Raw genomic sequence first — 16,343 nt, 5'->3', positions numbered from 1 at the left:
ATGAACTTTTGGGATTATTGTCTTTTTATAAAATAGTGTCGTTTAGATATTGAATTAGTGCTGCTGATTAACATAAATGATTAACATAAATATTCAAAGCCCCATAGCCTTCTTAGGCTTTGAATATCAATCAATGCTCTTAGGAGATACTTGTTAGAGAATCTGGCTACCAATATAAATACTCGCGGCAGCTACTCCTGTTGTAACTACTACTTTAGTAAAGAAACCACACCATGATTCAACAGTTTGTTCGTTTTTTTCTTCATATTGTTCTGCTTCTTTAGGCAGATGATGATTTTTGTCGATTTGTTTTCCAAACTGTCCATTAAGAAAAGGGCAACCATCTATGGAAGAGTCTTCTTTATTAGACTCTATAGGGATTAAAGCGTAATTGGTTAAATCACAAGGTACTCTGTAAGAAAGTTCTTTGTAGAGTGAAGGAGCTATCTTTTGGATCACTACACTCAATCCACCATTAATTCCTCTTGAGTGTGCTTTACTTGCAGACGTTTGTTCAAGTTGCTGCAATAGTTCACCCACATTAAATAATCTTTTAAGAGCGTTTAGAGCATCCGGATCAATATCTATAGACTCGCCATTTTCTAATTGGTGAACGATCTTAATAAGATGTTGCGTACCAAATTCCTCTCTGAGGTAAGCAATAATTTCTTCGCAGTAAGGAAATTGTAACCCCAGAATTGGCCCAGATTCATTGCTAGGTAAATGAGAAACTTGTTCCCGAAGATTTAAAAATAAGCTTTCATCATTCAAAATAAGTTTGAGGGCTTGGACATTAGGATGTTCATCTTCATAAAGTACTGCATCTCGCAGCAACTGTTCGATGATCATTTGTTCAGAAACAAGAAGAGCTATTGATAATAATGCAGCTGCATTTTTGGGGTTTGTTAAATCAGGATTTGCCAACTGCCCATTAATTCGAACATCAATTAATCCTTCGTCAATCGAAAGGGGATTGTGTTGATCCAAATAAAGCGCAGGGGTGCCATTTTTTTTCTCTAAATCAAAAGCATAGATAACCGCTTTGAGCGTATTTTGATTTGCTGGATAAGAGTTCGTTAATTGTTTTAATAAAGGATGTCTTACACTTTGTGCTAGGGTTGCTTTTAAAGGTTGGATCATTTCAAATGCAAGATTTATGGTTAACAGATCATCTACAATATTTTTATCCTCTGCATCTTTTTGCATTTGCTCAAATACGCGTTTTGTTGTCCTTGAGTCCATTAGTTTTTCAGGATCAAAGCCATATTCTGTTTCTAGAATTTCAAGAAGGATATCCATCGCGTTGAATGAGCGATTCTGTGTATGCAGGATGTGTTCATTTCCTTTCATTAAACCCAGCATTAACAATTTTCCTTGGGCTTCAGGTAAACGTCGAAAACCACTTTTTGAGATTCGTATCACACGAAATATATCTTCAGCGTAACCATGCTCAACAAGTTTTTTATTATCCTCTTTGATAATCCATCCCATTGGTGCTGGCTTTTCATTTACATTAATTACCAGACCATTGTTTTGATAAGTTTGTGTATGTTCAGGATCAAGATCGATTTTAGTAAATGATGGAATAGTGGATGTTTGAATCATAATTCCTGAACGGGTCTTAACAACTTTGTTACCCTGTTCGGAGATAATTTCAAACTCACCGTTCTCCAATTCCTCAGTTATACGTTGATATTGTTGGGGATCCACTCCTATGGGATGGCAAAGATAAAGAAAACCTTGCTTGGTTAATTGACTACTTAGATTAATTCCCGTTTGCCAGACTGAATAATGTATGGTGTCCCAAATTGATTCACCTCCATGCAAATCTTGGGTGTTAGGATATTTGAGTGGCTGACTTCGCTCATTTAATATTTTTCCTTTCCCTACAATATAATGACTGGATTGTTCTAAAAATTTCGTCGCTTGGGAGACTGGTGAGAGTGCTTTAGAAAGACCAAATAAATCAAGTTCATTTTTCCCTTCGGCAGTATGCTCAGTGGAGTTTTCTTGATAGTCCTTTTCACAGACGGGCTCAATTAAAGCAGCAAACTGAGCCAAACTTAACTGTAATCGAATGGCTAATGCCCCCATTTCGGAAAAATTCTTTCTTAATGCCTCCATTCCATGAACAGAAGTATCATCATATTTAAATCGTGTGCCGGTATATTTAAGTGTAAAGCCTTTTATCGGATCCTGTTTTTGGAACATTCTTCACCTGATACTGATTTGATCTAAAAGGTTTTAAATTATACCGGAGCAATCTTAACGAATTCTTAATTGATCTCGATTAAGCTATTTTTTTGATCATTATGGCGGTGGTTCGGGCTTATAGAGTAATTAGCATCAGATCCAGATTATTCATATTCCGGATTTTCATTACCAAATTTAGATCAGGATGAATGATAATAAATTAAGAATTTAAGGGTAAACCTTTTATTGCAATACTAGAAAAACTACTATAATTAGTCTAGCTGTAAATTAAATGAGCATTAAATAAGGAGCACATCATGAAGGGAATATTAAAGGTCATCATTTTAGGTAGTATGTTTGGACTATCAAATTATGCAATGGCTGCTGACACTACGGTAACCACTACTAAGAAAACAACCGTGAATGCAAGTATGTGGATATGTACAACCAATGCCAGTAGCGCAACATCAGGCTCGCCTGATGAACAAGCAGATCAAAAAATGTCCAATACTGCGGCCGCTGGAACTTCTGCATTTGATTTTGCGATGAAGCATTGTCGTGACTGCACAAAAATCACATGTGAACTGCAAACAAAACCTGCAGAATAGTGTGATTTCTCTGAGATAATTCGGTTTTTACACCGAATTATCTCTCTATCTTATTTTCAATGCGTTTGTCAGGAATGAACCAAATTATGGCAACAATTACATACAAAATTTGGGAAATCCATGTAGAAATATAAGCAAAAGGAATGGCAAAAGCATACAAGGCTATGGAAATATTTCCCTTATAGTCTTTTCCAATTGCTGTTGCCACTAGCGATTCTGCGCCTTCATGTGAGATAAGTACATGGACGAGTATCGAATAGGAAATAGCAGCCATTAATAGAACTATTCCATAAACTGAAGTTGGTGTCGCATTAAAATGGTTTTCTCCCATCCATCCGGTTGCAAAAGGAAATAGTGAAATCCAAAACAAAAGATTCAAATTTGCCCAAAGCACTTTCCCTGAAATACTCCGGGCAGCGGTGAATAAATGATGATGGTTATTCCAATAAATACCAATATAAATAAAACTGAGTACGTAGCTTAGGAAAATGGGGCCAAGTGGGGTTAGACTCACGAAGTCATCGCCGTGCGGAATTTTGATTTCTAATACCATAATGGTAATGATGATCGCGAGTACACCGTCGCTAAATGCCTCTAATCGTGTTGTTTTCATCCTTAGTCCCAATGGAATGAATTAATTAACTTGATAGTGGATTATACAACTCCGTCTATTCTCGCAAATTATGCTGTATTCTAAATTGTAGAACAGGTTTTTATGTATCATACGAATTATTTTGCAATAAAAATACTTAACATCTTTCGAGATAACAAAAGATGCTCCCCATTACCCGACAACGCAGGATGCCACCACTTCATAGTTCTAATTGTGGGGATTTCAATCAAAAAGGGAGCACTTATGGGGTTTTGTTTCGAATTTCACTTAAGAGAACAATAAATTGCCACTTCTTATATTTTATAAATAAATATAACAAAAACAGGGACTTATTTTTTCAATAAATACGCAGAATCCTTTCTATTTTTGGAAAGATTGGTTTTCCTATACCTTTTTAAGGACATTTTATAGGGGAAGTATTGACGCTGACTGAAAAATATGCAAAATTGATATTTTGTTTTCACTTATTCTAAAATGTGTATCTTTCTAAGGTAATTGATTATGGGTTCAAGTTGTAAGCATGCCAAAATTTCATTATTTAGCGCAACAGCATTGTCTGCTACCGCTATGGTTGGTTCTGGATGGCTCTTTAGCGCTCAATTAAATGCTAAAATTGCCGGAAATTATGCCTTCCTTGCATGGGTTCTGGCAGCCTTATTAGTAATGGCTGTAGGATTATGCCTCGCGCAAGTTGCATCCATCTATCCTGTGCGTGGAGCAACAGCTCGCTCTAGTGCATTATCGCATAATGGTATTTTTGGTATGCCGTTTGCCTTTGCTAACTGGTTTGGCTTAATGGTTACTATTGGTACCGAGGCTCAAGCAACGACACAATATTTAGCTGCTGCAATTAAAAGTGATGTTCTAATCGCAGATAACGTCCTAACATTTTATGGTAAATTATTTGCTTTAAGTATCTTAGTCATTTATTTATTTATTAATTATTTTGGTATTAAGTTGTTAGCCAAAATTAATAATACAGTCACCGTAATTAAGATTCTTAGTCCGATTTTTACAATTGTTATTTTCTTGATCATGCGTTTTGATACTAGCAATTTTAGCTTGGCTACAAATACCCAATATGGCGTGGGTTCAGCAATTACCGCAATCATTTCAGCGGGGTTAATCTATTCTTACAATGGGTTTCAGTTGGCAGTGGCTTTTGCCAGCGAAATAGAGAATCCAAAACGGAATATACCTCTATCAATCGTTCTTTCCATTGTAATTGTGATGTTTGTTTATATGTTATTGCAATTATCATTCATGGGTGCTGTACCCCACGACATGTTAGCAAGTGGGTGGAGTTCCCTCAATTTCCATTCACCTCTGATTAATTTAGCTATGTTACTTGGGGTGAATTTTTTAGCGATGATCTTGATTGCCGACAGTGTCGTGAGTCCATCAGGCACAGGATACTCATATCTAGGAGGCGCTTCTCGGATGTTCTATGCTATGGCAAAAGAAGGTCAAATGCCAAAGAAAACCATAGGCAAATTACATCCTGAATATAACTTGTGCCGTCGCTCTTTGCTCATTAATTTTACTCTTACTGCAATATTTCTCTGGAATTCTGATAGTTGGGCCTCATTAATGGTGATTGTGACTGGATATCACTTAATAGGATATATGGCCGCACCAATTAGCATGGGAGCGATTAAGCCAAATACTAGATTATTCGGCTTAATCATTTTTTGTATCCTTGGGGTAATGATGAGCACACTCCCCGCGAGTGACTTTTTAAAGATGAATTTGTCGATTTCAATTTTGATGGTAATTTATGGATCAATACAAATTGCACGACGAATGAAAGTCACAACATTACTAGTCTTATCAACTCCTTTTCTTACTTATCTATGGTTAATTTATTTTTATCAAAATATTTATTACATTTCGTTAATGTCGGCTCTTTTTTATGCATTAATCACGCATAAAGAATACGTAAAATTGTGTAAAAATACTCAATTCATTAGTGATGATGCTGCTGATATTGCAGTGAGTGTGGATCAAGCTCAACGTGCATAATAGTATTTATGCCCGTATGATTGGAACTCATGCGGGCAAGGTCGGCAATTAAAGTCTTTAGCTTCAATCCATTCTTGCTTAATTCCCTCTAAAGTGATTTTAAAAAGAAAATATATTAGGCTTTTCTTTTATCGTTCTATGAGCAAGCTTTGTCAAAAGAAGGAATAATAAATCTAAAGATCAAAACACCTTTTAACACCTATTTATTATTCTCCTTAATAAAACCTTAATATTAATAGCCTAAAATATGTTCTATCAATTCAATAATTGAACAACCTGTCTGTTAACGTACTTAAGGATGCAACGGTGAATAAAATTTTGACTTTTTCTCTTTTTATCATTTTTGGATTATTCTGTTCCCAAGTATATGCCCAAAAAACCATTAAACTTAGCCCTAACGAAACTAAACTTCTTGCTAACAATACACTTTGGACGCTAAATGCTACTTGTGTTGTTCAATGTACAAATCAGAATAAAGGCAAAATTAAAATTAATGTAATTAAAAATAGCGGCGTAATTAATGGAAAAAAACTATCTACTGGTCAAGGGACCTTAATCAAAGTTAAAAATAACAGTAGTGTGTCTGTAAGTGCAGAATCTGGCACCCAAATCAATCTCATCAATTTAGGATCAGAGGAACTGGAAGCGGTTTGTTCGACCTAAGAAAGGCGCTTGCCATTTTAAATCCAAATGAATGCCAAAATAAAAGTATAGATGCCCGTGTATCTTTAGTTGAAGTACGGGCTAAAACCTCCCAATAGTTATCTTCTTTTCAGATCTTCAAAAAAACTCACTAACTATCCCTTTTCGCGAAAAACAAAGCAGGATATTTTTTAAGATTATCAAATAAACACCATGACTTGCCTTGTCATTTGTCATTGATTTATTGATGACCTTTATGCTAGGGTTATCAAATGTACAAATATCGTTTGCTGATCCTATTGTTAGTTATAAGTGCTGTTATTTTTACACCACTTAAGAAACCGTCTTGCCCAAAACAAAGTGGGATTCCACCAACCGTTGTTTCTTTTGCAATTACGCCTTGTTCAGTACAACAAATAATGAATAGTATTTGTGTGTCAGCTCCTTATTGGCTTCAGGATGAATTTCATTTGAGCTCGTTATGGATAATGCGAAATCTCATTGGTTTGTTAGGCTTTTTACTCATCTTTTCAAAATATAATTCTCCTTTGGATGAGATTTATCGTCCTCCTATTTGATTTCTTATTTATTTTTCAATTCAAAAATAATTATTAAGGAATCAAAATGAAAAAACTAATTTTGTCATTGCTGATGGCATTTGTCTCATTTTCTGTTTTTGCATCAGGAATTAGCAGTGCGAATCCTGCCGATGCAATGTTGTTTATCCAAAGTCATAGTCCGATTTTTTATTTGACTGCATTCTTTTGCCTTGGTGTTTTATTGGCATTTACACCCTGTGTTTTACCTATGGTACCGATTCTATCCAGTATCATTACAGGACAAGAAGCTCATACTGGAAGGCATGCCTTTAAATTATCTTTAGGTTATGTTTTGGGGATGGCAGTGACTTATGCTATTGCGGGAATGTTGGCAGCTTGGTTTGGGTCGACGGTGCAAACACTAATGCAGCAACCGCTGATTATTGGAAGTTTCAGCATTTTATTTATATTCATGGCATTATGGCTGTTGGGTGTTTTTGAATTACGAGTACCCATTTTTACACGATTCACTCCCAAACGAAAACAACATGGTATTTTGTCAGCAACTTTGATGGGATCTTTGTCTACTTTGGTCGTTTCACCTTGTGTCACTGCACCTTTGATTGGCATTCTCACTTATATTGCCCAGAGCAATCGCGTTGCGGAAGGGGGGTTATTGCTCTTTGTGTTGGCTTTAGGAATGGGACTGCCATTATTAATTGTTGGGGCAGGGTATGGTCGTTTGTTACCCAGTTCTGGCCCTTGGATGGTGCGGATCAAACAGGTATTTTCCATAATGATGCTTGCAATGGCAGTCTGGTTATTAAGTCGTGTTATGCCTCCGTTTTGGGTTGATTTGTCCTGGATTGTTGTCTTGCTTATAAGTGCATGGATTTTTGGTGCTTTTCGTCAGGAACATCGTTTGGGAGGACGGTTTCTGCAAGGCCTGGCATTGTTATCTATGATGGGGGCGGGCGCATTGGCTTATCAAGCTTTTATACCTACACCTGATAATAAGTTTGTGACACAAGCACCATTCACTAGGGTACATACACTTGAGGAATTGAATGCAAAGTTAGCTGAAGCAAAGACACATCAGCAACGGGTTTTTATTGAGTTTTTTGCTGGGTGGTGTAGCGATTGTCAAGCTATGGATAAGCATGTCTTCAATCAAGCAGCCGTTATTGAGGCCATGCAAGGTTCAGTAAATCTGCGGGTTGATATCAGTGAAAAGACAGATGCCGTAGCGAAAATTCGTCAAGCGTTCCACATTTATGGTATTCCCACAATGCTATTTTATGATAAGCAAGGGCAACAGCTTGCTAATTTAAGTTCTGTTGGACAAATATCTAAAGATAAAACCTTGCAGTTATTAACCCAATTCAAAAACTAAATTGTAAATTTTTCAGCCTCAGGTTTGATAGGTGATAATTTATCAAGAATCAATCTGAGGCTCTTAAAACCCTTCTCCATACACTGCAGTGCAAACATTCCTAATAATTCAAGTGAAAGACTGAGAATTCAGCTCTATTTTTGCACATCCTAATTGATAATGATTATCATTATCAATTAGGATGTGTACCGTATTTCTCTATTTTTATTAATTATGATTAAAATAAGTGCAATCTTTGCTGCAATTTTGCTGATTCCGCTGAATGTATTTGCACAATCGGCACTATTCCAAATGCATCCGAAGCGGTTTTCCTATGAGGGCCATATATATTTTAATGCGACCAATTCGGCAGTTCAGGGAGAAAGATATTTACTTAATCAGCAATTATCAAATATTAAACTTGGTTCTGAAATTCAGATGAACGATTGGACTAAGGTGAAAGGATTACTAATTTATAATACATTACCCACTCCCATTAATCCTCAATTTTATTTTGATCAACTGTATAACGAATTTAAAAATCCCCATTCACATTGGTATCTTGAGGGAGGGAAAAAATGGATTGCTTTTGGTAATTATAAAAATGAGCTAATTTACAAACCTTTAACTAAAGCTTTAGGGCAAACTAATGAATTAGTTGCAGCAATGGGGTACGACTCAGAATATTACATGAACGTCTCTTTGTTTTCTCCATATACACGCGTCCATTCATCTAATCTTCCTTATTACAATTTAAACATAGGGACACATAAAAAAAATTATGATATAGGTGGCAGTTATCTCCATTCTTTAGCCGAGAGTCAGCTTTTCCAATACAACAAGGGTTTTGGGGGGTTTTTAAGACGCACAATTCGCAGTAAAGTTCCCGGTTTTGCTGCTTATATAAATTTGAACTATAAAAAAATGGGCGCCTATTTAACCTATGTTACAGCACTTCAGTCATTCCAAAACTCAGAACTCAGTTACAATAATGAAGGGGCAAAACCCCAAGCCTTTAGTATTCAAAGCACTTATGACGTGAGGATAAAAAAAATGCCGGGGAAACTGATTGGATTTTATGATTATTCCTATGAGGCTTTAGCTTTACGAATACCCAAACAACGAATTGGTGTTGGACTTTCGGCCTATCCTAAAGATTATCTTACAGTGCAATTTCAGTATTTCAAAGATTATGAATACAGTTCCAAAGACGAAGCATCAGGTTTAAATAAAACTATTTGGGGTACATCTGCCAAAGTAAATACATTAGCTTTACAACTTATTTTAAACTTCTAGAACTTTCTTAACTGCACTATATTCAAAATGACTCAATCCCCATCCTCCTAAATAATCCCATTTTAATTATTGCAAATGAGAATCATTATCGTTTATATTGTAAATGATAATGATTCTCATTTTGTTGTTCTCAACAGATTCCTAATTAGAACGTGTTTCTAAGAGTAACAACTTTAATCGAAAGATAATAAAGAGGGTGGTATATATGATTTTATCGAATTCTTATGCTAGCGAACTAAATTTCCAATTATGTTCCTTGTTAACGAATACTGATCTTCCTATTTCATCCAAACAAATGGGACATTTTCTTTTCGCATCTTATCAACAGTGTTTTAATCGATTACGAAGATCTGCCATTTCAGAAGGATTAATCGATAAAAAAATAACGAGTCACTCCATTACTACTTATCTTGATCTCCTGAGAATTTATTCTGAAAATAAAACAACTCAATTCAAACATTGGCATTCATTACATGAAGAATTAAATGAAAGTATTGCAAATCAAGCCTTAGCTCTTGCGTATCAGTACCAATGGCATAAAACAATTCGGCGGCAGGCCAAAGGATATGAAAATTTATGGTCTTGGTTAACTGAACATTCCAGTCAGCAACAAATACTTAATTTCTTGGAACAATGGGGTTGCATGGGGCATCCATCTCATCCCAATTTTCGTGCCAAAATAGGATTTAATCGTAAAGAGGTTGTGCAATATTCTCCGGAATTTAATTCTGAAGTAACCATCGGTTGGGCTGCCATTCACCACTCCCTTGCATTTATTTCAACATCTAAGTCTGCTTTTCATTGGCTGTTTAGTAATCATTTTTCCAAGGAATATAGCTTGTGGAGTGAAGCGTTACGATTAAAGAAATTGAAGCCAGAAGATTATTACCCATTCCCTATCCATCCTTGGCAGTGGACTAATAAATTACAAACAGTAGCCAACTCTTTATTTGATGAGCATCAATTTATACTCAACCCAATCCATCAACAAACCAAACCATCGATGTCATTTAGAACGATGATGCCTCTTACAAAACATGGTCCTCATCTTAAATTAGCAGTGGGTGTTCATACTACTTCATCATTGCGTACTGTTTCTCCTGCCTCGGTAAATAACTCGTCTGCACTCTCGCAATGGATTAATGAGTTACTGACACAAAATCAATATTATAAGGGCCAATTATTTTTAGCTCGGGATTTAGCGGGGATCAACGCGATACATTCATCTATTCCTAATGACGAAAAAAAACATTTTGGTCTTATAGTCCGTGAAAATCCTTTGCAATGGCTTCGATTAAACCAGAAACTGGTGCCGCTTGCATCGCTCTTTAAACGTTCACCACTAAGTCAAAAATCATTATTTAGTGAACTTATTGAGCTTAGTCAAAGTACTCCAATAGGTTACTTTATGGACTATTGCCGGTGTGTTTTGGCAAGTCAACTGCACTTATTATTATGTTATGGAATTGCCTTAGAGGCTCACCAACAAAATACTTTGGTTATTTTTCAAGCACATCGTCCTTCGGGTCTTGTACTGCGTGACTTGGGCGGTATAAAAATTTGTACTCACGTATTCTATGATAGGGTAGCAAAACCAGCACTACATCCTGATTCCACAATAACTTGCTCTGGGTTAAATGAGTTAACCTATAAATTCATACACGGTAATTTACTGAGTAATTTGGCTTATGGGATTGACTGCTTGAGTGTGGATTATAAGCTTCCTAAATCGATGCTGTGGGGAAAGATACGCCAAATTTTAGATCATCTGTTAGAAGAATTGCGACCAGAAATTGAGCCTCGAATCCATCATTGGTATCGCCAACAATTGCTTGTTGAACCTTGGCAGCAAAAATGTTTGCTTGCTATGCGACTCCATGAAGATCAAGACCAAGATCTTTACTCTACGATTCGAAATCCTTTGAGCAGAGCTTATGCCTAAATCAATGCAGTCGCTTCTCTTAATCAGTCAATTTTTTATGATTTTGGCTTTGGAAATGACAAACCCTTTTTTATCCTTGTTGATTGCATCACAGGACGAGTTATCACGGCAGAATGCAGTATTTTACAGCATGCTCAGTTTGGTACTTCCTATGCTTGCAAATATTATCATGACACCGATTTGGGGGCGTGCTGCGGATCGTTACGGTTATAAGCTCATGCTCATGCGTGCCGCTTGGGCTTTGGTATTTAGCCAACTGGCTATGATTTTTGTGAACTCTCTGTGCTGGATTTTAATCATTCGGGTGTTCCAGGGCGCTTTTGCAGGGTTTATCGTGGCCATGCAAACCTATTCATTAAGCTTCTGTGAATGGCACTATAAAAGTCGACAGTTAGCCCGCTTGCAATCAGCAAAGGCGATTGCTACAACTCTAGCGGGTTCTGCAGGGGGGATTATCTTATCGTTTACTAATTATCAAGGATTATATGCCATAGCAACGGTTGTTTGTCTCACTATTACCCTTGTGATGCAATATTACCTACCCACTATCCCAAAAAATGTAGGAGCAAATATAGATCAAAAACCCAATGAGGTGACGTTCGACTCCAAGCCTATATACATGATTTGTTTTTTAATTACATTAACCCAAATCATCAAATTTTTACCCGATCCAGGATTATCTTTATTCGTAAATGATTCGTTTTCTTCGAATTTAATTTTCATTGGCTTAGTTTATTCGTTTCCCGCAGTTGGAATGTTGTTGAGTTCGGAATGGTGCGGACGTCAGTTTGATCGATGCAGATCGAATCCTTTTTTAGTCCATCGTTATTTATTACGTTACAGTGGTTTAGGCTTCATTCTTATGTTATGCCAGGCTAGCACAAACAATCTTATCGTTTTTGGAAGCCTCCGAATTCTATGGGGGGTGGTGTTAGCTGCTTTACTACCTGCATTATTTAGTCTTTTGAGTGACCGTTACTCTTTACCGGGTTATGCGCTTGGTCTTGCCAACTCTTTTGCCAAACTAGGTAATCTTATTGGTTTGTTACTCGGAGGTATGCTGATCAATTGGCTGTCTTACTCATCACTTTTTATAATTATTTCTGGCCTTTATGGTTTATTTGCTTTGATGGTACTGTGGCTTCATGGATTTTTTACCAATCCAATACCTCAGATGTCTAATATTTATTCTGATCAGCATCATGACCTATAAAGTTCTTCTGCTCATATTATTTAGCTGGTTTTTTGGGAATCTAGATATTCATTTTCTTACTCCAGCTCTGCCTAAACTAGCTGAGTTTTTCATGGTAAAGCCAAGCATCGCTCAATTAACCATTAGTCTTTTCTTATTGGGTAAAGCATTGAGTATGATCTTTTGGGGAATTCTTTCCGAACGCTATGGTAGAAAACCTATATTTATGTGGGGTTTATTATTGTATTCGCTCTTTAATTTTTTTGCGGCATGGAGCCCCTCTATTGAAACTTTATTGTTTTGCCGATTTTTCCAAGGATTGGCTGTAGGAGCGACGTTACTTATGGGAAGGGCAATGATTAATGACAGTCATGATGAACAGCATGCAACGAAATACTTTGCCTGGTGCTTCACTTTCGGAGGATTTTTAATCTGCTTTTTACCTTTTTTGGGGAGCTTAATTAATAGTCATTGGGGTTGGCAGACTGCATCAATAATCATTGCATTATATGCGCTGTTACTATTTCCGTTGAGTATCGGAATGAAAGAGACCAAACCTAAGGATTCAACAAGTTTAAATTTAAAAAAAATAATAAATACAGTTTTCCGACATCCAATTTTTGTTGGGTATTTATTTATTTCTGCACTCATGATGGCTGGTGAATCCGCCTTTAATACTTCAGCATCGTTTATTTTAATTAAAGGTGCTCAATGGACCTATAACCAATATGGGTTTGCAAAAACAACTATGGCAATAATGCATTTATTAGGAACAGCGTGCTGTGGTGTACTTACTCAATATTTCTCTAGTAGACAACTCACTGCATTTGGAGTTTATTCTTTTGCTTTCTCAGCATTTTTAATGTGGGTAATTTCTCTAATGTCTGACACCATTTACCTTATCTTTATTATCCCAATGATGATCTATTATTTTGGAACTGGATTTATTGTTGCGAGCGCAACTTCTGCTGTGGTGCGTCCATTTCCTAAACAAATGGGTTTGGCTTTAGCTTTAACCCTTTTCTGTCAATTTAATTGCTCTGCACTATTTAGTTTTATTACCAGTGCAATGGGTATCACAGACTCAAATTCTTTCATGTGTTTGCTATTTTTGATTAGTTTGTTGAGTTCAATTACTTTAAATCGACTTAAAATGAAAGAGGAAAAATTAGTAAAACAAAGTCTTGTTGTACAATAAAAATGGGTTCTGGTTTTAATCATAAATTTAAGAGAGGACTTTCTCCATAAATTATGTAGACTGTGTTTTAGTTTACCTCCTTCTCATACACCCAGGCTCAATTCATTATCTCGCATTAGCGATGGCTCTTCACATATTAGCAGTGCGTGTAATTTATCAAGACATTCCATTTTATTTTGCAATCGATCGGCAGATTTGGAAAATAAAAAATGAAGAGAAGCTTTCTCTGAAGATATTTTATCAAGCTCAGTATCGATTTTTTTACGCATTATTTCGAGCATTTCGAAAAGATGGACAAACATTTCTTTTTTATCAAGAAAAGAAGAATAGTCAATGCATGGAGTAATCTCAAAAAAGCCCTTTTCTCTGACCCAGGCACAATGATCACAGGCTGTTTTTAGAAGTTCTTTCTTTTTTTCTAATGGCATTTCAATCTTTGTTAATTTTAATAAATATTTTGCATCAGTTAGTAACGCTTGAACAACAGCTTTATTTTGTTTCCAAGATTCTTTTTTATAGGGTGATTGAGAAATTTCATAGCTTCTGCTAATTCTTCTCAGATCACCTAAAATACGTTCGTCATTAAATGGTTTTTTTTTATTTAACCCTCCAATTACCCAAAATAAAAGAAAACGATAGACTTCTATTCCTTCCAGGACATCGGGTTGAGGCATTTTTTGATATAACCGAGGTTTTCTCAAATTTACAAGTGTATGATTGTAAAATTCGTCATGTAGTTCTACTTGTTCTGCAGTGAACAAATAGAGGTGACGCATACAAGTCGAAATCTCAATTGGATTTATTGTCCTTCGAAACAATTCGAGTGGACACTGTTCTCCCTTTGGTTTTTGATACTCAAGAAGATGCAAAAGCCTTAATAAGGTAAAGTCAATACGCATATATTTATTCTCTATAATTACACTAAAAAATAAAATGTAGAAAATGGCAAGAATTGATAATCATGAGTTTTTATACTACAGATAGCCGCTCCCGAAAGCAACTATCTGAATTTAGTAATAAATAGGGGCCATGTTCATTTATTCATAATTACTGCATTCCTCTGCAGCTTATGAGTTATGAGCAATTACTAAATGAGTTTACCTTTCCAGTTTGTTTTTTTCCTAATAACAAGTCCTGAAGCATATAAAACAATACCCGTAAGAATCAGAGATAATGTACGGATAATTGTTGGTGTGGATGATGCATCATAAAGTAATGCTTTACCTGCAGCAAAAAATAAAACGAGGAGGACCGATTTGGCAATAAGTACATTGTTTCTCAGAGTTGAAACCTGCAATATGATAAGTACGTATGCTAGCCAGGAAGCAGATACAGCTAAGGTGCTGTATTCGATGGTCAGTTGGTAAAGACTCATAATTGCAAGGAGATGTGAAGCAGCCAGTAAAACATAACAATATTCTTCTTTGTGAGCTAAATCTTTGTGGTTTTGGATTAATAAAAACCAAATACTGGCAAAAGAAACACAAGCTACTACAGACCAAATTAGCTCATTACTACTAATTAAGTGACTTAGTATGTTAAGGTATTCAATTCCCAAAATAGCAGAAAGCGCTACGAATGGAATTAAAAAGGGAATACTCCATTGAATCGATTTAATTTTTGCATGGAAAAAGGTATATCCAAAAATAATTACAGCAAAAAGCCATGGTTTTAAACTTAAAGGAATTAGGCCAAGATAGATCGAGTGGAAACAAACAAGCGTTACAAAGGTTAACAATACATTACGGCTATTAAAACGCCGCTCAGGAAACCATCGTTTCGCTGAGTAATATAGCCCAACCAAAAGAGCCGCTGAGGCTAGAGAAACGCAAGAAGCCAAAGTAGGGTCAATACGGCTTAGATAATAATACTCCATAGCATAGAAAATTAATAATACTGGGAAAAGACTCCAAGATTCTTTCTCAGTGAGATGTTTCTTAGTCAACTGCGTATGAAATAGAGTACCAACTGAGTAAATGAGAAAATTAATGACAAGTACAGTTGCAATTAACACATCCTGATGGAGTTTTAATCCTACCACTGCTGTAATTGAGATCGCTAAGTAAGCTGAAATCATGGTTAAAGTGCGTGACTCCACCCAAATAGCAAGTGTCGCGAAATTCAAAGAGCAAATGGTGAAATAATACAAAGAAAATATAGCGTTATTTTCAACACCAGCAACAAGAGGGGCGATATATGCGCCTAGGGCCGCAACTATCGCATAAATATCATGTTTAAATCGTAAATAAAACCAAATAGAGACTCCGGAAATAATCGTTGATAAGGCAATGACGGTTTGAAATGAGATAAGCAAATAATACTGGTAGGCAGCAAAACATGTTAAGTAAAGTACGGTAGCTCCTGCAGCGGGTAAAAAGCAAGCATATATTCGATCAGCGCTTGAAATTATTATTCCACCGGTAAATAGGGCCATCCCCAATAATGTAGCTACTCCAAGTTGCTTTTCATGAGTTAACCATCCGGATTCAATTGATAATTTAACAATGAAGCACGCTGCTAGGATAAAACAAACTGAAGCTACAAACCCCAACCAATTTCCTGACATTGGTTTATCTGTTGAACGATGGGGCATTAGTTTACTTTTAAAAAAACTAGTTTGTTTGGGTGAGGCTGAAGTAATGCCATTAATTTTTTCAACTACGGATACACGTGCTTCCAGTGCGTGCAAGCTTTTTTCTATATCAATCGATTTCAAAGAACTCTAT

The 16,343-nt window shown here is 36.2% G+C and carries 13 protein-coding genes; 9 read left to right on the top strand and 4 right to left on the bottom strand.

What is annotated here, in order from left to right; translation table 11 throughout:
* Positions 1-153 precede the first annotated feature (153 nt).
* Entirely contained in the window at positions 154-2,211 is a 2,058-nt protein-coding gene (gene ceg17, locus ACWTE2_RS19065) for a Dot/Icm T4SS effector Ceg17 (RefSeq protein WP_454783907.1), read from the bottom strand.
* 299 nt (positions 2,212-2,510) lie between these two features.
* Here ceg17 and ACWTE2_RS19060 point away from each other — a divergent pair, with 299 nt between their 5' ends.
* On the top strand, positions 2,511-2,801 hold the full coding sequence (locus tag ACWTE2_RS19060) for a hypothetical protein (protein ID WP_454783906.1): 291 nt from the start codon (positions 2,511-2,513) through the stop codon (positions 2,799-2,801).
* A 37-nt stretch (positions 2,802-2,838) separates the two neighbouring features.
* Here the strand turns inward: ACWTE2_RS19060 and ACWTE2_RS19055 are convergent, their stop codons facing one another.
* Entirely contained in the window at positions 2,839-3,414 is a 576-nt protein-coding gene (locus ACWTE2_RS19055; protein ID WP_454783905.1) for a TMEM175 family protein, read from the bottom strand.
* A gap of 501 nt (positions 3,415-3,915) precedes the next feature.
* On the opposite strand from ACWTE2_RS19055, the gene ACWTE2_RS19050 reads away from it, so the two are divergent.
* From ACWTE2_RS19050 to ACWTE2_RS19015, 8 genes are all read left to right on the top strand, one after another.
* Complete coding sequence (locus tag ACWTE2_RS19050; protein WP_454783904.1) at positions 3,916-5,436, top strand: APC family permease; 1,521 nt, start codon at positions 3,916-3,918, stop codon at positions 5,434-5,436.
* A 306-nt stretch (positions 5,437-5,742) separates the two neighbouring features.
* The gene (locus tag ACWTE2_RS19045) at positions 5,743-6,099 is read left to right on the top strand and encodes a hypothetical protein (protein WP_182390865.1); all 357 of its coding nucleotides are present in this window, start codon (positions 5,743-5,745) and stop codon (positions 6,097-6,099) included.
* 251 nt (positions 6,100-6,350) lie between these two features.
* Positions 6,351-6,656 carry a hypothetical protein gene (locus tag ACWTE2_RS19040; protein ID WP_182390864.1) on the top strand — a complete coding sequence of 102 codons (306 nt, stop codon included), beginning with the start codon at positions 6,351-6,353 and terminating at the stop codon, positions 6,654-6,656.
* Positions 6,657-6,702: 46 nt separating this feature from the next.
* Positions 6,703-8,010 carry a protein-disulfide reductase DsbD gene (gene dsbD / locus ACWTE2_RS19035; RefSeq protein WP_454783903.1) on the top strand — a complete coding sequence of 436 codons (1,308 nt, stop codon included), beginning with the start codon at positions 6,703-6,705 and terminating at the stop codon, positions 8,008-8,010.
* Positions 8,011-8,223: 213 nt separating this feature from the next.
* Positions 8,224-9,285, top strand: a complete 1,062-nt coding sequence (locus ACWTE2_RS19030) for an LbtU family siderophore porin (RefSeq protein WP_454783902.1) — start codon at positions 8,224-8,226, stop codon at positions 9,283-9,285.
* A 205-nt stretch (positions 9,286-9,490) separates the two neighbouring features.
* On the top strand, positions 9,491-11,227 hold the full coding sequence (locus ACWTE2_RS19025) for an IucA/IucC family protein (protein ID WP_454783901.1): 1,737 nt from the start codon (positions 9,491-9,493) through the stop codon (positions 11,225-11,227).
* Positions 11,220-12,440 carry an MFS transporter gene (locus tag ACWTE2_RS19020; protein WP_454783900.1) on the top strand — a complete coding sequence of 407 codons (1,221 nt, stop codon included), beginning with the start codon at positions 11,220-11,222 and terminating at the stop codon, positions 12,438-12,440. The genes ACWTE2_RS19025 and ACWTE2_RS19020 overlap by 8 nt, the downstream gene beginning before the upstream one ends.
* On the top strand, positions 12,430-13,617 hold the full coding sequence (locus tag ACWTE2_RS19015) for an MFS transporter (protein ID WP_454783899.1): 1,188 nt from the start codon (positions 12,430-12,432) through the stop codon (positions 13,615-13,617). The genes ACWTE2_RS19020 and ACWTE2_RS19015 overlap by 11 nt, the downstream gene beginning before the upstream one ends.
* 83 nt (positions 13,618-13,700) lie before the next feature.
* On the opposite strand, the gene ACWTE2_RS19010 is transcribed toward ACWTE2_RS19015, so the two are convergent.
* Positions 13,701-14,393, bottom strand: coding sequence for a hypothetical protein (locus ACWTE2_RS19010; protein ID WP_454783898.1), 693 nt, complete (start codon positions 14,391-14,393; stop codon positions 13,701-13,703).
* A gap of 311 nt (positions 14,394-14,704) precedes the next feature.
* A complete protein-coding gene (locus ACWTE2_RS19005; RefSeq protein ID WP_454783897.1) occupies positions 14,705-16,333 on the bottom strand; it encodes a DUF2339 domain-containing protein in 1,629 nt (542 codons plus the stop codon).
* Positions 16,334-16,343: the final 10 nt, after the last annotated feature.

Source organism: Legionella nigrisilvae, from assembly GCF_977063395.2.
This window is presented reverse-complemented; position numbering and strand designations above follow the sequence as displayed.